The 19,265-nt window shown below is 70.1% G+C and carries 18 protein-coding genes; 10 read left to right on the forward strand and 8 right to left on the reverse strand.

Going from position 1 to position 19,265, the window contains the following annotated elements; translation table 11 throughout:
• The first annotated feature begins 26 nt into the window (after positions 1–26).
• On the forward strand, positions 27–683 hold the full coding sequence (locus tag ACYUD3_RS25085) for a pirin family protein (protein WP_470974213.1): 657 nt from the start codon (positions 27–29) through the stop codon (positions 681–683).
• Here the strand turns inward: ACYUD3_RS25085 and ACYUD3_RS25090 are convergent.
• Together ACYUD3_RS25090 and ACYUD3_RS25095 are read right to left on the reverse strand one after the other, a co-directional pair.
• Entirely contained in the window at positions 677–2,377 is a 1,701-nt protein-coding gene (locus ACYUD3_RS25090) for a serine/threonine-protein kinase (protein WP_470973906.1), read from the reverse strand. The two genes, ACYUD3_RS25085 and ACYUD3_RS25090, sit on opposite strands and share 7 nt — an antisense overlap.
• Positions 2,378–2,427: 50 nt before the next feature.
• Positions 2,428–3,267 (reverse strand): serine hydrolase domain-containing protein, encoded by an 840-nt coding sequence (locus ACYUD3_RS25095; protein ID WP_470973909.1) that lies wholly within the window; start codon positions 3,265–3,267, stop codon positions 2,428–2,430.
• Positions 3,268–3,353: 86 nt separating this feature from the next.
• Here ACYUD3_RS25095 and ACYUD3_RS25100 point away from each other — a divergent pair, with 86 nt between their 5' ends.
• On the forward strand, positions 3,354–3,806 hold the full coding sequence (locus ACYUD3_RS25100; protein ID WP_470973912.1) for a MerR family transcriptional regulator: 453 nt from the start codon (positions 3,354–3,356) through the stop codon (positions 3,804–3,806).
• Positions 3,807–3,814: 8 nt separating this feature from the next.
• On the opposite strand, the gene ACYUD3_RS25105 is transcribed toward ACYUD3_RS25100, so the two are convergent.
• The 3 genes from ACYUD3_RS25105 to ACYUD3_RS25115 all read right to left on the reverse strand — a co-directional run bounded on the left by ACYUD3_RS25105 (position 3,815) and on the right by ACYUD3_RS25115 (position 6,664).
• Positions 3,815–4,669 carry a DUF4429 domain-containing protein gene (locus tag ACYUD3_RS25105; RefSeq protein ID WP_470974215.1) on the reverse strand — a complete coding sequence of 285 codons (855 nt, stop codon included), beginning with the start codon at positions 4,667–4,669 and terminating at the stop codon, positions 3,815–3,817.
• A gap of 58 nt (positions 4,670–4,727) precedes the next feature.
• Positions 4,728–5,945, reverse strand: coding sequence for an alpha/beta hydrolase (locus tag ACYUD3_RS25110; RefSeq protein ID WP_470973915.1), 1,218 nt, complete (start codon positions 5,943–5,945; stop codon positions 4,728–4,730).
• Between the two features lie 92 nt (positions 5,946–6,037).
• On the reverse strand, positions 6,038–6,664 hold the full coding sequence (locus tag ACYUD3_RS25115) for a TetR family transcriptional regulator (RefSeq protein WP_470973918.1): 627 nt from the start codon (positions 6,662–6,664) through the stop codon (positions 6,038–6,040).
• A 66-nt stretch (positions 6,665–6,730) separates the two neighbouring features.
• Between ACYUD3_RS25115 and ACYUD3_RS25120 the strand changes: the two genes are divergently transcribed.
• Entirely contained in the window at positions 6,731–8,374 is a 1,644-nt protein-coding gene (locus ACYUD3_RS25120; RefSeq protein ID WP_470973921.1) for an MFS transporter, read from the forward strand.
• A gap of 186 nt (positions 8,375–8,560) precedes the next feature.
• On the opposite strand, the gene ACYUD3_RS25125 is transcribed toward ACYUD3_RS25120, so the two are convergent.
• Together ACYUD3_RS25125 and aceE are read right to left on the reverse strand one after the other, a co-directional pair.
• Complete coding sequence (locus ACYUD3_RS25125; RefSeq protein ID WP_470973923.1) at positions 8,561–9,361, reverse strand: potassium channel family protein; 801 nt, start codon at positions 9,359–9,361, stop codon at positions 8,561–8,563.
• Positions 9,362–9,450: 89 nt separating this feature from the next.
• Positions 9,451–12,183 carry a pyruvate dehydrogenase (acetyl-transferring), homodimeric type gene (aceE, locus tag ACYUD3_RS25130; RefSeq protein WP_470973927.1) on the reverse strand — a complete coding sequence of 911 codons (2,733 nt, stop codon included), beginning with the start codon at positions 12,181–12,183 and terminating at the stop codon, positions 9,451–9,453.
• A gap of 329 nt (positions 12,184–12,512) precedes the next feature.
• On the opposite strand from aceE, the gene ACYUD3_RS25135 reads away from it, so the two are divergent.
• From ACYUD3_RS25135 to ACYUD3_RS25160, 6 genes are all read left to right on the forward strand, one after another.
• Positions 12,513–12,938 carry a DUF3052 domain-containing protein gene (locus ACYUD3_RS25135; RefSeq protein ID WP_470973930.1) on the forward strand — a complete coding sequence of 142 codons (426 nt, stop codon included), beginning with the start codon at positions 12,513–12,515 and terminating at the stop codon, positions 12,936–12,938.
• Between the two features lie 140 nt (positions 12,939–13,078).
• The gene (locus ACYUD3_RS25140; RefSeq protein ID WP_470973933.1) at positions 13,079–13,537 is read left to right on the forward strand and encodes a peroxiredoxin; all 459 of its coding nucleotides are present in this window, start codon (positions 13,079–13,081) and stop codon (positions 13,535–13,537) included.
• 120 nt (positions 13,538–13,657) lie between these two features.
• A complete protein-coding gene (locus ACYUD3_RS25145) occupies positions 13,658–14,233 on the forward strand; it encodes a TerD family protein (protein ID WP_470973936.1) in 576 nt (191 codons plus the stop codon).
• A gap of 91 nt (positions 14,234–14,324) precedes the next feature.
• Positions 14,325–14,900, forward strand: coding sequence for a TerD family protein (locus ACYUD3_RS25150; RefSeq protein ID WP_470973939.1), 576 nt, complete (start codon positions 14,325–14,327; stop codon positions 14,898–14,900).
• A gap of 162 nt (positions 14,901–15,062) precedes the next feature.
• Entirely contained in the window at positions 15,063–16,211 is a 1,149-nt protein-coding gene (locus ACYUD3_RS25155; protein ID WP_470973942.1) for a DUF475 domain-containing protein, read from the forward strand.
• A 124-nt stretch (positions 16,212–16,335) separates the two neighbouring features.
• On the forward strand, positions 16,336–17,079 hold the full coding sequence (locus tag ACYUD3_RS25160; RefSeq protein WP_470973945.1) for a TerD family protein: 744 nt from the start codon (positions 16,336–16,338) through the stop codon (positions 17,077–17,079).
• Between the two features lie 57 nt (positions 17,080–17,136).
• Here ACYUD3_RS25160 and ACYUD3_RS25165 read toward each other — a convergent pair whose 3' ends face one another.
• A complete protein-coding gene (locus tag ACYUD3_RS25165) occupies positions 17,137–17,895 on the reverse strand; it encodes a TerD family protein (RefSeq protein WP_470973948.1) in 759 nt (252 codons plus the stop codon).
• A 185-nt stretch (positions 17,896–18,080) separates the two neighbouring features.
• Here ACYUD3_RS25165 and ACYUD3_RS25170 point away from each other — a divergent pair, with 185 nt between their 5' ends.
• A complete protein-coding gene (locus ACYUD3_RS25170) occupies positions 18,081–19,244 on the forward strand; it encodes an HpcH/HpaI aldolase/citrate lyase family protein (protein ID WP_470973951.1) in 1,164 nt (387 codons plus the stop codon).
• The last annotated feature ends 21 nt before the right edge of the window (positions 19,245–19,265 follow it).

Below are 19,265 nucleotides of genomic sequence, written 5' to 3' on the forward strand. Positions count from 1 at the left end.
AGAGCCGGGTCTACCGTGGAGGCGTGATGGAAGTACGGCGCGCGCGCACGCGCTACCCGGGCGGGGAGCCGGCCGCAGGCATCGAGACCCGGCACGCGTTCTCCTTCGGCCCGCACTACGACCCCGACAACCTGCGCTTCGGCGCGCTGATCGCCTGCAACGAGGAACGCCTCGCGCCCGGCGCCGGCTTCACCGAGCACCCGCACAGCCACACCGAGATCGTCACCTGGGTCGTCGAGGGCGAACTCACCCACCGCGACTCGGCCGGACACGAGACGAAGGTCCGCCCCGGCGACGTCCAGCGCCTCTCGGCCGGCGCCGGGGTCCGGCACGTCGAGCGCAACGACGCCCAAGTCCCCCTGGCCTTCGTCCAGATGTGGCTGGCCCCGCTCACCCCCGGCGGCCCGCCCGCGTACGAGATCGTCCCCGGCATCGCCGACTCCACCCCGTACGCCGTCCCCGAGGCCGGGGCGATGCTGCACGTGCGCAGGCTCCAGGAAGGGGAGCGCACGGCCGTGCCGGCGGCGGAGTCGGTGTACGCGCACGTCGTGCGCGGGACCGTCCGGCTCGGGCCGCACGAGCTGGCGGCCGGGGACGCGGCGCGGCTGAGCGGCGAGAAGGACCTCGAACTGACCGGCGTGCACGGGCCCGTCGAGGTGCTGCTCTGGGAGATGGCTCAGTAACTGTCCGACGGTTCCTCGGCGCCCCGCCAGATCGTCAGGTCGACGCGGACGTAGTCGCTCGGATCGTCGTCGTCGGCCTGCCCCTGGAAGGTCACCAGCGCGATGTGCCCCGACGTGGTGTGCACGCACATCTGCGCGCCCTCGGAGAGCTGGTCCAGCGAGACGGTCGTGGTGTACCGCGTCTCCGCCCGGCACGTCTTCAGGCTGCCCTGCTGGGAGTTGTTCAGCAGGACGACCTTCTCGCCGCGGCTGCCGACCGCGTCGCCGTCGCTGTCGGCCACGTAGAAGAAGTCCGCGCCGTCGGCGTAACGGGTCAGCGAGTACTCGTCCTTGACCGGTTTCGGCGGCGAGTCGGCGAACGTGACGTAGTAGTCGACGGGGATGTCGATCTTCTCGTACGTCACCGGGACCGGGTCGGGCGGCGGGCTGTCCTCGGGGGCCGGACTCTCCGTCTCCTCGAACGAGTCGGCACCGCTCTCCGCCGACGTCCCGATCGCGTACAGCAGCCCGCCGCAGCCGGCGATCGGCAGCAGCAGCGCCGCGATGATCCCAAGTGCCCTGCGCCCGCTGTTTTTTGAGGGCTGCGGGGGCCGCCAGAGCGGGGGGTGCGGCTGGGGGTAGCCGTAGGCCGGGGGCGGTGGCACGGGGTGCCGGTACGGCGGCTGGGGCGGTGTGGGGTGCGCGTAGGGCGGCGGGACGTACGGGTTCGGGTGCTGGTCCAGGTGGGTCAACGGGACCGTGGGCGGCGGGAGTTGTACCGGGGCCTGGGCCGTGGGCCGGCCCAGCTCGGCGGAGACGGAGACCCGGCGGGTGATGTCCGCGCTGATCGCCGCCGGCAGCCAGTCACCGGACTGCCGCAGCGGCACCGGCGACGCCTGCTGACACAGCGTCACTATCTCTTCCGGAGAAGGGCGTTGGATCGGGTCCTTCGCCAAGCAGCGCGCTATGAAGCCCAGTTCGGCGGGCAGCGCCGACAAGTCCGGTTCCTCGTGGACGATGCGGTACAGCACCGCGTGCGAGGGGCCGTCGCCGTACGCGCCCGCGCCGGTCGCCGCGAAGACCGCGACCTGGGCGAGCGAGAAGACGTCCGCCGCCGGGGTGACCGGCTTGCCCTCCGCCTGCTCCGGGGACATGAACGCCGGGGTGCCGATGGAGACGCCGGTGCCGGTGAGGGCGGTGGCGTCGGTGGCGCGGGCGATGCCGAAGTCGATGACGCGCGGTCCGTCGGCGGCGAGCAGGACGTTGGACGGCTTCAGGTCCCGGTGCACGATCCCCGCGCGGTGGATCACCGACAGCGCCTCGGCCATCCCGGCCAGAAGCAGCAGCACCGACGGCACCGGCAGCGGCCCGTGCACCTCGACGGCCGCCGCCAGCGAGGGCCCGGGGACATAGGCGGTCGCGAGCCAGGGCCGCTCGCCCTCGACGTCGTGATCGAGCACGGCCGCCGTGTACGGCCCCTGCACCCGCCGCGCCGCCTCCACCTCCTGCCGGAACCGGCGCCGGAACGCCGGGTCCTCGCTCAGCTCCGGCCGTACGGTCTTCAGCGCGACCGGGTGCCCGCCGGGCGTGTACGAGAGGTAGACGGTCCCCATGCCGCCCGCGCCCAGCCGGGCCACCAGCCGGTAACCGGAGACCTGTTGAGGATCGCCGTCGCCCAACGGACGCGGCTGCCCGCCCAGTTGTCCCTCACTCATGCCCGCCCCCGGGGTCGACCTGCCATGGGGGCGAGACTAACGGAGAAGGATCAACGGGGTTGTGCCAGGAGGGTGTTGGCCTCCGCGAGGACCGCGTCCGTCAGCGCCGGCCACGCCTCGGCGGCCCACGGCCCGAACGCCCGGTCGGCCAGCGCGACGCAGGCCAGCCCCGCGTCGGGGTCGATCCACAGGAACGTACCGGCCTGCCCGAAGTGCCCGAAGGTACGCGGGGAGGACGAACTCCCGGTCCAGTGCGGGGACTTGGTGCCGCGGATCTCGAAGCCCAGGCCCCAGTCGTTGGGGTTGTGGTGTCCGAAGCCCGGCAACACGCCCTTCGTGCCCGGGAATTGGACCGTCATCGCCTCAAGGACCGTACGCGGATCGAGGAGTCGGGGCGCCTGCACCTCCGCCGCGAACTTCAGCAGATCGGCCACCGTCGAGACCCCGTCCCGCGCCGGTGACCCCTCAAATGCCGTACCGGTCATGCCCAGCGGCTCGAAGACCGCCTGGCGCAGATACTCCGGGAACGGGATGTCGGTGACCTTCGCGAGGTGGTCGCCGAGCTGCTCGAAACCGGAGTTGGAGTACAGGCGGCGCTCACCGGGCGAGGCCACCACCTTGTGCTCGTCGAAGGCGAGCCCGGAGGTGTGCGCGAGCAGATGCCGTACGGTCGCGCCCTCGGGCCCGGCCGGCTCGTCCAGCTCGACGGCGCCCTCCTCGTACGCGATCAGCGTCGCGTACGCGGCGAGCGGCTTGGTGACCGAGGCCAGCGGGAAGGGGCGGGCGGTGTCACCGTGGGTGCCCAGGACGGTGCCGTCGGCGCGGATCACGCCCGCCGCGGCGTGCGGTACCGGCCAGTTCTCGGTCTGGGTGAGGCTGCTCAGCGACATGAGGTGAGCCTACCTTCGGCGCGGCTTCGTCATTCTTACCGTTTCCGCTTGCTTCGAGCCCACTCCAAGGTCATAGCGTGGAGTCCATGACGGTGATGCAGACCTCGCCCGTGACCGAGCTCAGCCCGCTGGACGTCTGCTCCGCACCGCCACCGCCCCACCCCCGCCCCGACGGCCAGGACAGCTACACGATCAGCGAGGTCGTCGCGCTGACCGGGCTCACCGCGCACACGCTGCGCTGGTACGAGCGCATCGGGCTGCTCGACCACGTCGACCGCTCCCACACCGGCCAGCGCCGCTACACCAACCGCGACCTCGACTGGCTCGACTTCGTCGGCAAGCTGCGGCTGACCGGGATGCCGGTCGCCGACATGGTCCGCTACGCGGAACTGGCCCGCGAGGGGGAGCACACCTACGGCGAGCGGCGGGACCTGCTGGAGTCGACCCGGCGGGACGTGCAGGCGCGGATCGCGGAGCTGAACGGGACGCTGGCGGTACTGAACAGGAAGATCCAGCACTACTCAGGAAGCAAGAGCTAGAGCTACAGCTACAGCTCGGCGAGCAGTTCCGCCTTCTTCGCCGAGAACTCCTCGTCGGTCACCAGCCCCGCGCTGTGCAGCTCCCCGAGGTGTCTGATCCGCTCGGCCACCTCGGAGGGCTCGCGGCGGGCGGCCGGGGCCGACGCCACCGATGCGGCCCCTCGCTGCCCGCGCACCACCGCCAGCACCGCCGCCGCGAACGGCAGCGACTCGTGGACCGGCCCGTATCCGAGCCCGAAGACCACCGCCGCCGGGTCCTGGTCCGGCGGGAGCCCGCCGGCCTCGCCGCGCAGCAGCCGCAGATACCCCTCGAAGACCTCCGGCGAGCGCCACTCGACGCCGGTCAGCTCGGCGACGGGGAAGCTCTGGTCGCCCGCCTTCCACTTCGCCGACGACGCCCCGGTCCAGAACCAGCGGAACCGCACGGCCCGCCCGTCGAAGGACACCTTGGCGTCGTACGCCTTGAACGACTGCGGGCCGCGCGGAGGTTCCAAGAGGAACCGTTCCGCCTCTCCCGGACCGCTCAGCAGGCCGCGCAGCTCCTGCGCGTAGTACTCGGCGAGCGCGTCCCGTTCCCCCGGCAGCACCAGCCGGTACGGGTCGCAGGCCTCCTTCAGCTGCCCGCCCGCCGCCTCCAGCAGCGGATCGGCGCCCGCGCGCAGCACGAGCCGCAGTACGACGCTCCCGCGTCTGCCCGGCACCAGCTCGACCCCCTCGACCGCCGCGAGCGGGACCCGGCGCTCACCGAGCGCCGCCAGCAGCTTGGGCGTGCGCATCCCCCGTTCGTAGCGGATGAGCACGGAGTCGGACCCGAACTCCCAGGCGGCATGAAATCCGGCCAGTACGTCACCCATGCGGCTCATCGTATGCGGGACCCGCATCTTCGTCCCCTCCCCGCGCGCACCGCACTTCCTGCTGTCTCTACGCGCGTCCGGCCGTCGTGGTGCCGGACAAATCCGCCCGGCACGCCTTGTCATCGTCGGCGCAGACCACCGAGCGGTACGCGCCAGAGCCGACCTCGGCGAGGTTGCGCAGGCTCACCGTGCCGGGCTCGAAGTACCCCGCGTGCCCGTGCGCCCCGGCCGCCGACAGCACGCGCGCGCCGAACGCCGCCGCCACCGGATCCTGCCCGTGCCCGAGCCCGCCGACCTCCAGATGCGGCACGTCCTGCACCCAGTCGTCCGCGTTGCGCATCGCCCACACCCGCGCCGACGTGCCCAGATGCGAGGCCTTCGCGACCCGCATCCCCGGGCTCGCGGCCACCGCTATGTCCGTCACCCGGCCCGGCAGCGTGTGCGCGGCGACCCCGCACACCACCGAGCCGTAGCTGTGGCAGACCAGCGCGACCGGCGTGCTCCCGGGCAGCGCCCGCACCAGCGCGGTCAGCCGTACGGCGCCCTCCTCGGCGCGCATCGCGGTCGCCGAGTCGATGCCGAGCCCGGCGGGGGAGGTGTAGTCGGCCCAGGCGATGACGGCCGTGCGGGTCTTCGGGGCGACCTGGCGTTCGGCGGCGTAGAGGGCCTGGGCCATGCCGACGGGCGCGGAGTACCTGCGGTTGGTGCGCTCGAAGGTGAGCAGGTCGGTGTCGACGCCGGGGACTATGACCGAGACGCGCTGGGCGGTGGTGAGGTCGCCGAAGACCTCCGCCGCCCGGCCGGCGCCGTCGGGGTCGAAGGCGAGGATCTGCCGGCCGCCGGACGCCATCGCCTCGAAGCGGTGCATCCGGCGCCCCGCCTCCTGCTGGCCGTCCGCGCTGAGCCGCGCGTCGTGCATGCGCCCCCGCTCCAGCACGACCGTCTTGCCGAGCGCGATCCGGTTGGCGCGGTAGCGCAGCTTCACCGGGGCGCCGTTCATGTTGCCGACGGTGAACGGGTGGTCCAGCGCCAGCTTGCCCTGCTCCTGCGCGGTCAAGGAGGCGAAGAACCGGGCGAGGACCGTCGGCGTCGCGGTCAGGTCCGGGAGTCTGCGGCCGTCGATGCGGCCGTGGCTCCAGGAGGCGCGGTCGGCGCGCAGGGCGTCGGTGTCGCGTTGATGGCGCAGCGCGGTCCAGCCGGTCGTCGCGAGCATCACGAACACCACGGCCAGCGCGAGAGTCATGCGCCAGACGCCGATCTGAGGGGAGGTGTCGAAGGAAGTCACTGGGAGGACACACTAGGAGAACGGAAGGGTCTCGCGGACCCGGAGTGACAGGGATCACGTTTCGGTAAAAGCCGACGTGGACAGCGGTGATCTCACCCCGTGCGCCAACTCCCCAGCAGGGCAGGGCTCGCCTGATCGAGGTACAGCGCGGTGCGCTCCCGCATTGCCGCCAAACTCACTTCCCCGCCCTCGGCCCACATCCGCTCCGCGACCCGGATCACCCCGCCGAACACGGCGACCACGAGCCGGGGCCGGGGATCGCTCCTGACGTCGAGCCCCTCCCGCACGGCCACGATCCGCGCGATCCGCTCCTCCAGCTCCGTCGAGCGCCGCAAGTGCGCCGCCAGAAGCGCCGGTGTCTCCTCGATCGTCCGGTACGTACGCATGTGCAATTCCAGCGGTACGACGCTCTCGACCGCGTCCGCGATGGCGTCCCAGCCCTCCAGCACCGCCCGGCGCAGCGCCTCCAGCGGGGCCTCGTCCGGCGGGCGGCGCTCCAGCGCCCGCACATAGCTGTCCTGGGTGAGCCGGGTGACGAAGAAGACCGCCTCCTCCTTGCTCGCGAAGTAGCGGAAGAAGGTGCGCGGCGAGACCCCGGCGGCCTCCGCGATCTCGTCCACCGTCGTGCGGTCGTACCCCTGGGTGGTGAACAGCACGAGCGCTATTTGCAGCAGGTCGTCGCGGGTGCGTTGCTTTTTGCGTTCGCGCAGTGACTCCATAACTGTCAGATACTGACATCTGATTTTGTTTGTCAACTGTCAGAGGCTGTCACTAGCCTCGAACACATGACTAGTCAGACCATTCATACGGCTGGTGCGGGGGGCGGGGTGCCGTCGGCGCCCGCTGGCCGGCCGTCTCCCGCGGGCTTACGCGGACACCCCTGGTTCACGCTGATCACCGTCGCCGTCGGGGTGATGATGGTGGCGCTGGACGGCACCATCGTCGCCATCGCCAACCCGGCCATCCAGAAAGACCTCGGCGCGACCTTCGCCGACGTGCAGTGGATCACCAACGGCTACTTCCTCGCCCTCGCGGTCGCGCTCATCACCGCCGGCAAGCTCGGGGACCGCTTCGGCCACCGCCAGACCTTCCTGATAGGCGTGGCCGGCTTCGCCCTCGCCTCGGGCGCGATCGGCCTCTCCTCGTCCATCTCCGCCGTCGTCCTCTTCCGCGTCCTGCAAGGCCTCTTCGGCGCCCTGCTGATGCCGGCCGCGCTCGGGCTGCTGCGGGCCACCTTCCCGGCCGAGAAGCTGAACATGGCCATCGGCATCTGGGGCATGGTCATCGGCGCCTCCACCGCCGGCGGGCCCATCCTCGGCGGCGTCCTTGTCGAGCACGTCAGCTGGCAGTCCGTGTTCTTCATCAACGTGCCGGTCGGGATCATCGCCGTCGTCCTGGGCGTGCTGATCCTGGTCGACCACCGGGCTGTCCTCGGGCGGAGCCCGGAAAATGAACACAGCGCGCCAAAGTCCTTCGACCTATTGGGCATCGCGCTGCTCTCCGGCGCGATGTTCTGCCTCGTCTGGTCGCTCATCAAGGCGCCGGCCTGGGGCTGGGGCGACGCCAAGACGCTCGGGTTCCTCGCGGCCTCGGTGCTCGCGTTCGCGCTGTTCGCGTTCTGGGAGAAGCGGGTCAAGGAACCGCTGATCCCGCTCGGCCTCTTCCGGTCCGTACCGCTGTCGGCGGGCGTCGTCCTCATGGTCCTGATGGCCATCGCGTTCATGGGCGGCCTGTTCTTCGTGACGTTCTACCTCCAGAACGTCCACGGGCTGAGCCCCATCGACGCGGGCCTGCACCTGCTGCCGCTGACCGGCATGATGATCGTCGGCTCGCCGCTCGCGGGCATGGCGATCACGAAACTCGGCCCGCGCGTCCCGCTCGCCGGCGGCATGGCGGCCACCGCCGTCGCGATGTACGGCATGTCCACACTGAACACGCACACCGGCAGCGCCGTCATGTCCCTCTGGTTCGCCCTGCTGGGCCTGGGCCTCGCTCCCGTCATGGTCGGCGCGACCGAAGTCATCGTCGGCAACGCCCCCATGGAGCTCTCCGGCGTCGCCGGCGGCCTCCAGCAGGCCGCGATGCAGATCGGCGGCAGCCTCGGTACGGCCGTCCTGGGCGCCGTCATGGCCTCCAAGGTGGACGGCGACCTCGCGGGCAACTGGAAGGCGGCGGGGCTGCCGCCGCTGAGCCCCGCGCAGCTGGCGCGGACGGCGGAGGCGGTGCAGGTCGGGGTCGCCCCGGTGGCGCCGGGTACGCCGGACGCGGTGGCCGCGCGGATCGCCGACGTCGCGCACGAGACGTTCATCTCCGGGATGAGCCTCGCCTCGCTGGTGGCGGCGGGGGTGGCGGTGTTCGCGGTGCTGGTGGCGATGCTGACGAAGAAGGGGGAGAACGCGGGGGCGGCGGGGGGTGGGGTGCATATCTAGAGCCGGGCTGGGCTGACGGGGCTCGCGCGGGCTGGCAGAGCCGCGGCGGGCCGCCGCCGGGCAGTCGCCCTAGCTCATCCCGAGCTGACATACCGTCAAGTTGACGTATCGTCAAGGAAATTCCCCAATCAGGGTGAGTTTCCTAAAGGTCTCTCGCGCCCGGTGCGCGCCGCACGTCACAGTGGGTCAAGCCCAGGGGTGCGGCGCGCTGCCGGAGGGGGGCAGCGGGCCGCGCTCTGGGGTGTCCCCGTAAGCGGCCCCGCCGCCGGTCAGGACCCGCACCTCCGCCCGCAACTCCCGTACCTCCCGAGCCAGTTCCTCGATCGCCTCCGTCCGCCGCCGCTCCTCCGCGTCATCCTGGTCGAACCGCGCGATGAACCAGGCGGCGATGTTCGCGGTGACGACGCCGAGGAGGGCGATTCCGGAGAGCATCAGGCCGACGGCGATCATGCGGCCGAGGCCGGTCGTCGGGGCGTGGTCGCCGTAGCCGACCGTCGTCATGGTCGTGAAGGACCACCACACGGCGTCCCCCAGCGTGCGGATGTTGCCGTGCGGGGCGTCGCGTTCGACGGAGAGGACGGCCAGGGAGCCGAACATCAGCAGGCCGACGATCGTGCCGCCCACGTAGGTCGTCAGCCGGATCTGCGAGGCCATGCGGGCGCGCCGGCCCACGAGTATCAGGGTCGCCACCATCCGCAGCAGCCGCAGGGGTTGCAGCAGCGGGAGGACCACCGCGCACAGGTCCGGCCAGTGGGCGCGGACGAAGGCGCGGCGGTGCGGGGTCAGCCCCAGCCGCACCACGTAGTCCGCCGCGAACGCGATCCACACCGTCCACTCCGCGTACGTGCACACCGAGGTGAGCCGGTGTCCCGCCGAACTGTCCACGATCGGGGCGGCGTACGCGGCGGCGAACACCAACGCCAGTGCCAGTAACGGACGTTGGGTGTACTGCTCCCAGCGGGCCTGGGCCGACGGCTGCTCCTGCATGTCCGCATCGTAAGGAAACCGCACGGAGGGTGACGGCTCCCGTCACCCTCAACGCCCGGACTCTTACGGTCTCTTACGTATGGACAGCGTCACGCGTCCCCGCCCGCCGCCCCCGGATCGGCCGCCGCCACATCCAGCAACTGGTACCGGTCGATCGCCTGCTTGAGCGCCGACCGGTCCACCTTCCCCTCCTTCGCCAGCTCGGTGAGGACGCCCACGACGATGGACTGCGCGTCGATGTGGAAGAACCGCCGGGCCGCGCCCCGGGTGTCGGCGAACCCGAACCCGTCGGCGCCCAGCGACTGGTAACTCCCCGGCACCCAGCGGGAGATCTGGTCCGGCACCGACCGCATCCAGTCGGACACGGCGACGAACGGCCCTTGCGCGCCGGAGAGTTTGCGCGTCACGTACGGCACGCGCTGCTCCTCCTCGGGGTGCAGGAAGTTGTGCCGCTCGGTCTCCACGGCGTCGCGGCGCAGCTCGTTCCAGGAGGTCGCCGACCAGACGTCCGCGCGGACGTTCCACTCCTCGGCCAGCAGCCGCTGCGCCTCAAGAGCCCACGGCACGGCGACACCGGAGGCGATGATCTGCGCCGGGACCGCGCCGGCCGCGCCGGCCGAGATCCGGTGCACGCCCTTGAGGATGCCTTCGACGTCGACGTCGGCGGGCTCCGCCGGGTGCTGGATGGGCTCGTTGTAGACGGTCAGGTAGTAGAAGACGTCCTCGCTGTCGGGGCCGTACATCCGGCGCAGCCCGTCCTGGACGATGTGGGCGATCTCGTACGCGTACGCGGGGTCGTACGCCACGCAGCCCGGGTTGGTCGACGCCAGCAACTGGGAGTGGCCGTCGGCGTGCTGGAGGCCCTCGCCGGTCAGGGTGGTGCGGCCGGCGGTGGCGCCCAGGACGAAGCCGCGCGCCAGTTGGTCGGCCATCTGCCAGAACTGGTCGCCGGTGCGCTGGAAGCCGAACATCGAGTAGAAGACGTACACCGGGATCAGCGGTTCGCCGTGGGTGGCGTACGCCGAGCCGGCCGCGATCAGGGACGCGGTGCAGCCGGCCTCGGAGATGCCGTCGTGCAGCATCTGGCCGGTCGGGGACTCCTTGTAGGCGAGCAGGAGTTCGCGGTCCACCGACTCGTACTGCTGGCCCAGCGGGTTGTAGATCTTCGCGCTCGGGAAGAAGGAGTCCATGCCGAACGTGCGGTACTCGTCGGGCGCGATCAGCACGAAGCGGCGGCCAAGTTCCTTGTCCCGCATGAGGTCCTTGAGCAGCCGGACGAAGGCCATGGTGGTGGCGATCGACTGCTGCCCGGAGCCCTTCTTCACACTCGCGTACACCTTGTCGTCCGGCAGCGCGAGCGGCTTGGCGCGCACGACGCGGGTCGGGACGTAACCGCCCAGCGCCTTGCGGCGGTCGTGCATGTACTGGATCTCCTCCGAGTCGCGGCCCGGGTGGTAGTACGGCGGCAGGCCGGACTCCAGCTCGCGGTCGGAGATGGGCAGGTGCAGGCGGTCGCGGAAGCCCTTGAGGTCGGCGACCGTCAGCTTCTTCATCTGGTGGGTGGCGTTGCGGCCCTCGAAGTTGGGGCCCAGCGTCCAGCCCTTGACGGTCTTCGCGAGGATGACCGTCGGCTGCCCCTTGTGCTCGACGGCCGCCTTGAACGCGGCGTAGATCTTCCTGTGGTCGTGGCCGCCGCGCCCGAGGTGCAGGATCTGGTCGTCGGTCATCCCCTCGACCATCGCCCGCAGCCGCTGGTCGTCCCCGAAGAAGTGGTCGCGGATGTAGCCGCCGGACTCGGTCGCGTAGGTCTGGTACTGGCCGTCGGGGGTGGTGTTCATCCGGTTGACGAGGATGCCGTCGCGGTCCTGCGCCAGCAGCGGGTCCCAGCTGCGGTCCCAGATCAGCTTGATGACGTTCCAGCCGGCGCCCCGGAACACCGACTCCAGCTCCTGGATGACCTTGCCGTTGCCGCGTACGGGCCCGTCGAGGCGCTGGAGGTTGCAGTTCACCACGAAGGTCAGGTTGTCGAGGCCCTCGCGGGCGGCGATGGTCAGCTGGCCGAGCGACTCCGGCTCGTCCATCTCGCCGTCGCCGAGGAACGCCCACACGTGCGACTTGGAGGTGTCGGCGATCTCGCGCGCCCGCATGTACCGGTTCATCCGCGCCTGGTAGATCGCGCCGATCGGCCCGAGCCCCATGGAGACGGTCGGGAACTCCCAGAAGTCCGGCATCAGCCGGGGGTGCGGATACGACGAGAGCCCGTACGGCGCCCTGGACTTCTCCTGCCGGAACGCGTCCATGTTCTGTTCGCCGAGCCGGTCGAGGAGGTAGGCGCGGGCGTAGATGCCCGGGGAGGCGTGACCCTGGAAGAAGACCTGGTCGCCGCCGTCGCCGTCGTCCTTGCCGCGGAAGAAGTGGTTGAAGCCGACGTCGTAGAGGGACGCGGAGGACGCGAAGGTCGCGATGTGGCCGCCGACGCCGATGCCGGGGCGCTGGGCGCGCGAGACCATGACGGCCGCGTTCCAGCGGGTGGCGTTGAGGACCTTGCGCTCGATCTCCTCGTTGCCGGGGAAGAACGGCTCGCTCTTGGTGGGGATGGTGTTGACGTAGTCCGTGCTGCGCATCTCCGGGACGGCGACGCGCTTCTCCCGCGCCCGCTCGATCAGCCGGAGCATCAGGTAGCGGGCCCGCTCCCGGCCGCGCTCGTCGATCGCGGCGTCGAGCGAGTCGAGCCACTCCTGGGTTTCCTCGGGGTCGAAGTCAGGAACCTGACTCGGAAGGCCGCCAATGATGATCGGATTGCGATCGGTTCCGGAAGCCACGCTGTTCCTTAGCTGTCGGGTATTGCCTGCACCGTCGTCCATCGTGTACCCCGGGGCGGTGGACGTCATCTCTACTCCGGGGTAACCCGCATCTTCTGCCGCCCCCCGTATTTCAAACGCGAGAACTGGCCGTAACGGTGTGGTCTGTGTCACTCTTCTCGCCGAATCGGTGCCTGGAGTTGCGGCGACACGGCCCGGATCGTCACCGTTTAGGCGGTCCGAACCGCCGGGTACTTGCGCGATCCGCCCCGCCCGTGTGGACTACGGCCAGGCACCGCGCGCACGCGCGCGTCCGAGTAGTTACCGAAAACATGATCAGGAGGCAGACCGTGAGCGCGACCGCGGACCACGCGGAGACAAACCTGGCCACGCGGCTGGGTTTCCAGCCCGGCCAGGTGGTCCAGGAGATCGGCTACGACGAAGACGTAGACCAGGAGCTCCGCGAGTCCATCGAGGAAGTCATCGGCACCGAGCTGGTGGATGAGGACTACGACGACGTGGCTGATGCCGTCGTCCTGTGGTTCCGGGACGAGGACGGCGATCTGACGGACGCCCTCGTCGACTCCATCGGATACCTGGAGGAGGACGGGAACATCGTCCTGCTCACGCCGAAGACGGGCCGGGACGGCTACATCGAGCCCAGCGAGATCAACGACGCCGCGCAGACCGCCGGTCTCTCCCAGACCAAGAGCGTCAACGCGGGCAAGGACTGGGTCGCGACGAAGTTGCTGAGCCCCAAGGCCGCCAAGCGGTGACGGTTTCCCGCAATCGCGGTATTCCCCGGGTTTCCCGCAGGTGAGCGTGGGCGGGGGCGGCGCCCCTGGAGGATGCGCGCCGCCCCCGCCGCCGTAGGCTGGCCTCCCCCGAACAGCCCCACCGAAGGGAAGAGATCCCGATGGCGATCCAGGTCGGCGACAAGGCCCCTGACTTCGAGCTCAAGGACAACCACGGAGCGAGCGTCAAGCTCTCCGACTTCCGTGGTGAGAAGAACGTCGTCCTGCTGTTCTACCCCTTCGCCTTCACCGGCGTGTGCACGGGCGAGCTGTGCTCGGTGCGCGACAACCTCCCCAAGTTCGAAGGCCGCGACACCCAGGTGCTCGCCGTCTCCAACGACTCCATCCACACCCTGCGGGTCTTCGCCGAGCAGGAGGGCCTGGAGTACCCGCTGCTGAGCGACTTCTGGCCGCACGGCGAGGTCTCCCGCGCGTACGGCGTCTTCGCCGAGGACAAGGGCTGCGCGGTGCGCGGCACCTTCGTCATCGACAAGGAGGGCGTGGTGCGCTGGACCGTCGTCAACGCCCTGCCCGACGCGCGTGACCTGAACGAGTACGTGAAGGCGCTCGACACCCTCTGATCGCCGAATATCCGTCCGCCGGGACTGCGGGGGCCGGGAACCCGTCACTAGGATCGGATCGTTGATCCGACATCCGAAGCACGACGGGGCTCCCCGCCCCCGAAACCCAATGGAGGACTCGTGGGAGTCAGCCTCAGCAAGGGCGGCAACGTATCCCTGACCAAGGAGGCCCCGGGCCTGACCGCCGTCATCGTCGGTCTGGGCTGGGACGTGCGTACGACGACGGGGACCGACTTCGACCTCGACGCCAGCGCCCTCCTGCTCAACAGCGCGGGCAAGGTCGCCAGTGACGGCAACTTCGTCTTCTTCAACAACCTCAAGAGCCCCGACGGCTCGGTCGAGCACACCGGCGACAACCTGACCGGTGAGGGCGAGGGCGACGACGAGGCGATCAAGGTCAACCTCGCCACCGTGCCCGCCGACGTCGACAAGATCGTCTTCCCGGTCTCGATCTACGAGGCCGAGAACCGCCAGCAGTCCTTCGGTCAGGTCCGCAACGCGTTCATCCGCGTCGTCAACCAGGCCGGCGGCGCCGAGATCGCCCGCTACGACCTCTCCGAGGACGCCTCCACCGAGACGGCCATGGTCTTCGGCGAGCTGTACCGCAACGGCGCCGAGTGGAAGTTCCGCGCGATCGGCCAGGGGTACGCCTCGGGGCTGCGCGGGATCGCGCAGGACTTCGGGGTGAACGTCTGACGTCCCGCTCACGGCGCCGGCCGTTCGAGGCCGGCGCCGCAGGGGCAGGGACACCCGCAGAAGCACCGCACCACCAGGGGAGGACCAGCACATGGGCGTCACGCTCGCCAAGGGAGGAAACGTCTCCCTGTCCAAAGCCGCGCCGAACCTCACGCAGGTGATGGTCGGGCTCGGCTGGGACGCTCGATCCACCACCGGAGCCCCCTTCGACCTCGACGCCAGCGCCCTGCTGTGCGCCGGCGGCCGGGTCCTGGGCGACGAGTGGTTCGTCTTCTACAACCAGCTCAAGAGCCCCGACGGCTCGGTCGAGCACACCGGCGACAACCTCACGGGTGAGGGCGAGGGCGACGACGAGTCGCTGATCGTCGACCTGCCCAAGGTCCCCGCCCACTGCGACAAGATCGTCTTCCCGGTCTCCATCCATATGGCCGACGAACGCGGCCAGACCTTCGGCCAGGTCGGCAACGCGTTCATCAGAGTCGTCAACCAGTCCGACGGCCAGGAACTCGCCCGCTACGACCTCTCCGAGGACGCCTCCACCGAGACCGCCATGATCTTCGGCGAGCTGTACCGGTACCAGGGCGAGTGGAAGTTCCGCGCGGTCGGACAGGGGTACGCGTCGGGGCTGCGGGGCATCGCGCTGGACTTCGGCGTCGACGTCTCGTAATCCGGGGCGGACGCCCGATCGTGACCCCGCGACCTGGATCTATCTCATCCCTCAGCCCCACCTGGCCGGGGCTGACGGTCACGGCCTAGAATTTCGTGGTCAACAGTGAGTAAAGCCAGATACGGCGCGGGGGAGCCCCGTACTAACACGATTGGGTAGCCAGTGCTTCTGAAAACCTTCGGCTGGTCGTTCGCGGTGACCGCGCTCGGCCTGGTCGCCGGTGTCCTGTACGGGGGGTGGACGGGGCTCGGGGTCGTGGCGATCCTGTCCATCCTCGAAATCTCGCTGTCGTTCGACAACGCCGTGGTCAACGCCGGAATCCTGAAGAAGATGAACGCCTTCTGGCAGCGCATCTTCCTCACCGTCGGCGTCCTCATCGCGGTGTTCGGCATGCGGCTGGTCTTCCCCGTCGTCATCGTCGCCATCAGCGCCAAACTCGGGCCCATCGAAGCCGTCGACCTCGCGCTCAACAACAAGGACCGCTACCAGGAGCTGGTCACCGACGCCCACGCGTCGATCGCCGCCTTCGGCGGGATGTTCCTGCTGATGATCTTCCTCGACTTCCTCTTCGAGGAGCGGGACATCAAGTGGCTCGGCTGGCTGGAGCGCCCGCTGGCCAAGCTCGGCAAGGTCGACATGCTGTCGGTCTGCGTCTCCCTGGTCGTCCTGCTGATCGCCGCGTTCACGGTCGCCCCGCACGCCCACATCCACGGCGGGGGACATGTCGACAAGACCGAGACGGTGCTGCTGGCCGGCATCGCGGGCCTGATCACCTATCTGGTCGTCGGCGGGCTGTCCGGCTACTTCGAGGACAAGCTGGAGGAGGACGAGGAACGCGAGGCCGAGGAGGAGGAAGAGGCCCAGCGCACCGGCAAGAGCAAGCCGGTGATCCTGATGGCCGGCCGCGCCGCCTTCTTCATGTTCCTCTACCTGGAGGTCCTCGACGCCTCCTTCTCCTTCGACGGTGTCATCGGCGCGTTCGCCATCACCAACGACATCGTTCTCATGGCCCTCGGCCTCGGCGTCGGCGCGATGTACGTCCGCTCGCTGACCGTCTACCTGGTCCGCCAGGGCACCCTGGACGACTACGTCTACCTGGAGCACGGCGCCCACTACGCGATCGGCGCCCTGGCCGCGATCCTGCTGATCACGATCCAGTACCAGATCAACGAGGTCATCACCGGCCTCGTCGGCGTCGTCCTGATCGGCCTGTCCTTCTGGTCCTCGGTCCGGCGCAACCGCGCCCTCGCGGCGGCCGAGGGAAAAGCGGCGGGCTCGGACGAGCGGGCTGAGGTGTCGTCCGGAGTCTGAGACCACCATGAAAACCCTCCGGGGGGTGTGATCACCTTCCCGGAGAGGAACGCTTCTGTGCGGGGCGGCTGTTCGCTACGGCCGCCCCGCCAGACGTATCCAAGACACCTACTGGGGGCGGGACATGGGCTTCTTCGACGGGCTACTCGGCAGCCGTTCCGCCGAGTTCGACTCCGGCACCTCGGGCAGCAACGCGATCGAACTCACCAAACGGCACGCCCAGGTCTCCCTCACCAAACAGGGCGCGGCCACCGGCAACCTCCGCGTCAACCTGACCTGGCGGATGCGGACCTCGGACGACTTCGGCTTCGGCGGCGGCCAGCGCGAGAGCCTGCTGCGCCACCCCTTCAAGGCGCTCAAGCCCCCGGAGGTCATCGGCCACAGCCAGAGCATGGTCAACGTCGACCTCGACCTCGGCTGCCTCTACGAACTCACCGACGGCTCCCGGGGCGTCGTACAGCCGCTCGGCAATCTGCTCGGGGACGTCAACGGGCCGCCCTACGTCAAGCTCAGCGGGGACGACCGGTTCGGGTCGGCGTCGGGGGAGACGATGTACGTCAACCTCGACCACCGCGAGCAGATCAGGCGGCTGCTGGTCTTCGTGTACATCTACGACCAGACGCCCGCCTTCGACCGTACCCACGCGATGGTCACGCTCTATCCGAGCAACGGGCCGCGCATAGAGGTCGGTCTCGACGAGCGGCATCCGCAGGCCCGCTCCTGCGCGGTCGTGATGATCGAGAACGTCAAGAACGAACTGATCGTCCGCCGCGAGGTGCGGTTCGTGTACGGGTTCCAGGCGGAGCTGGACCGGCTGTACGGGTGGGGGTTGCAGTGGGGGCGGGGTTATAAGAAGGTCGACAAGTAGCGCCCCGTAAGGGGCGCGGGGAACTGCGCGACCAGCCACGACGGCGCGGCAGCCGAACTACCTGCCGATGAACTGCGGCCCCTGCGGCGGCATCGTGAACTCCTGGGGGTAGCCGTACGCCGGCTGCGCGTGGCCGTACGTCGGCAGCGACGCGGGGTAGCCGTACGCGGGCTGGTGGGGCGGCTGGGCCGGGACGGCCGGGGGCTGCTCCGGGGGGAGCGGCTGGGAGAAGGTCTGCGCGGACGCGGCGGGCTCCTCTGCTGGCGCGGCCGACTGCTCGTCGACCGAGATGCCGAAGTTGGTGGCGAGCCCCTTGAGCCCGTTGGAGTAGCCCTCGCCGATCGCGCGGAACTTCCAGCGCTCGCCCCTGCGGTACAGCTCGCCGCAGATGAGGGCGGTCTCCTCGCCGGTCTCGGGGCGGACGTCGAAGGTGGCCAGCGGCTCGGAGCCGGCGGCGAGGGCGTCGTAGAGCAGGATGCTCAGGGACGTCACGCGGTCGAAGGGGATGTCGTCGGTCGAGGCGACCAGCATGATCTGGCCGACGGCGGGCTCGACGCCGGACAGGTCGGCCTGGATGGTGTCGGTCAGCGCGTCGGCGACCCGCTTCTTGCCCAGCCGCCAGACCTTCCCCGAGGGGTGGCGGGGCTGGTTGTAGAAGACGAAGTCCTCGTCGGAGCGCACCCGGCCGCGCTCGCCGAGCAGCAGGGCGGAGGCGTCGATGTCCGGCACCCCGGCGCCCGGGTTCCAGCGCAGCACGGCGCGTACCGTGGTGGCCTCCAGCGGGACGTTCGCCCCCTTCAGCATCGCGTGCGTCATGCGGTCATCCTGCCCTCTGGGCCCTGGTCAGGACAACGTGGCGGACCCCGTCGCACCCCCCGCCGGCCCGGGGCGTTACCAGAAATTCATTCCGGGCGGGAACTTCTTGGGGGGATCGGTACGTACTATTACCGGCCACCCGTCCACACACGGCACAGGATTACCGTCCGTAACTGGGGAGATCAATGCGGCACTTCGGGCATATCGCCCCCGGCGAGCGAGAGCGCCTCTTTCACCAGCAGCCCTGCCGGTTCGGCCCCGACTCCGGGCCCCGCCTGCTGGCCGCCGCCCTCGGCGCCACGCTCTACAGCCCCGCCACCCGCCCCCGCCTCGCCGACGACATACTCAAGCAGGCGGCCCAGGGCGTCGTCTCGATGGTCCTGTGCCTGGAGGACTCCATCGGTGACGAGGACGTGGCCGCCGGCGAGGAGAACCTGGTCCGCCAGTTCGCCGACCTCGCCACCCGCCCCGAAGAACTCCCCCTGCTGTTCATCCGGGTCCGCACCGCCGAACAGATCCCCGACCTCGTCCGCCGCCTCGGCGCCGACGTCCGCCTCCTCAGCGGCTTCGTCTTCCCCAAGTTCACCGAGGAGCGCGGCACCGCCTTCCTCGAAGCCCTCAGCGCCGCCGAGCAGGACAGCGGCCGGCGCCTCTTCGGGATGCCCGTCCTGGAGACCCCCGAGCTGATGTACCGCGAGTCCCGCGTGGAGGCCCTGGAGGGCATCGCCCGCGCCGTCGACAAATACCGCGACCGCGTCCTCGCCCTGCGCCTGGGCGTCACCGACTTCTGCTCCTCCTACGGCCTGCGCCGCGCCCCCGACATGACCGCCTACGACGTCCAGATCGTGGCCTCCGTCATCGCCGACGTCGTCAACATGCTCGGCCGCGCCGACGGCAGCGGGTTCACCGTCACCGGACCCGTCTGGGAGTACTTCCGCGTCCCCCAGCGCATGTTCAAGCCCCAGCTGCGCGCCAGCCCCTTCCTGGAGGGCCACGCCGGGGACCTGCGCGAACGGCTCATCGAGCACGCCATGGACGGACTGCTGCGGGAGATCTCCCTCGACCACGCCAACGGCCTCCTCGGCAAGACCTGCATCCACCCCTCGCACGTGCCGGCCGTCCACGCGCTGTCCGTCGTCAGCCATGAGGAGTACAGCGACGCCGTCGACATCCTGCGGCCCGAGCAGGGCGGCGGGGGCGTGCTGCGCTCGCAGTACACGAACAAGATGAACGAGGTGAAGCCGCACCGCGCGTGGGCGGAGCGGACGATGCTGCGCGCGGAGGTCTTCGGGGTGGCGCGCGAGGACATCGGGTTCGTGGAGCTGCTGGCCGCCGGGATCCCGGCGTAATTCGGTGTATCGAGCGGTGAG

It is taken from the genome of Streptomyces sp. AMJ-169 (assembly GCF_055597585.1).

What these genes read in the sequence shown, in the direction of transcription:
- ACYUD3_RS25100 (WP_470973912.1), top strand. Translation starts at nt 3,354, where the DNA reads ATGACGGTGATGCAGACCTCGCCCGTGACCGAGCTCAGCCCGCTGGAC.
- ACYUD3_RS25160 (WP_470973945.1), top strand. Translation starts at nt 16,336, where the DNA reads ATGGGCTTCTTCGACGGGCTACTCGGCAGCCGTTCCGCCGAGTTCGAC.
- ACYUD3_RS25090 (WP_470973906.1), bottom strand. Translation starts at nt 2,377, where the DNA reads ATGAGTGAGGGACAACTGGGCGGGCAGCCGCGTCCGTTGGGCGACGGC.
- ACYUD3_RS25105 (WP_470974215.1), bottom strand. Translation starts at nt 4,669, where the DNA reads ATGAGCCGCATGGGTGACGTACTGGCCGGATTTCATGCCGCCTGGGAG.
- ACYUD3_RS25165 (WP_470973948.1), bottom strand. Translation starts at nt 17,895, where the DNA reads ATGACGCACGCGATGCTGAAGGGGGCGAACGTCCCGCTGGAGGCCACC.
- ACYUD3_RS25085 (WP_470974213.1), top strand. Translation starts at nt 27, where the DNA reads ATGGAAGTACGGCGCGCGCGCACGCGCTACCCGGGCGGGGAGCCGGCC.
- ACYUD3_RS25120 (WP_470973921.1), top strand. Translation starts at nt 6,731, where the DNA reads ATGACTAGTCAGACCATTCATACGGCTGGTGCGGGGGGCGGGGTGCCG.
- ACYUD3_RS25125 (WP_470973923.1), bottom strand. Translation starts at nt 9,361, where the DNA reads ATGCAGGAGCAGCCGTCGGCCCAGGCCCGCTGGGAGCAGTACACCCAA.
- ACYUD3_RS25140 (WP_470973933.1), top strand. Translation starts at nt 13,079, where the DNA reads ATGGCGATCCAGGTCGGCGACAAGGCCCCTGACTTCGAGCTCAAGGAC.
- ACYUD3_RS25115 (WP_470973918.1), bottom strand. Translation starts at nt 6,664, where the DNA reads ATGGAGTCACTGCGCGAACGCAAAAAGCAACGCACCCGCGACGACCTG.
- ACYUD3_RS25150 (WP_470973939.1), top strand. Translation starts at nt 14,325, where the DNA reads ATGGGCGTCACGCTCGCCAAGGGAGGAAACGTCTCCCTGTCCAAAGCC.
- ACYUD3_RS25170 (WP_470973951.1), top strand. Translation starts at nt 18,081, where the DNA reads ATGCGGCACTTCGGGCATATCGCCCCCGGCGAGCGAGAGCGCCTCTTT.
- ACYUD3_RS25095 (WP_470973909.1), bottom strand. Translation starts at nt 3,267, where the DNA reads ATGTCGCTGAGCAGCCTCACCCAGACCGAGAACTGGCCGGTACCGCAC.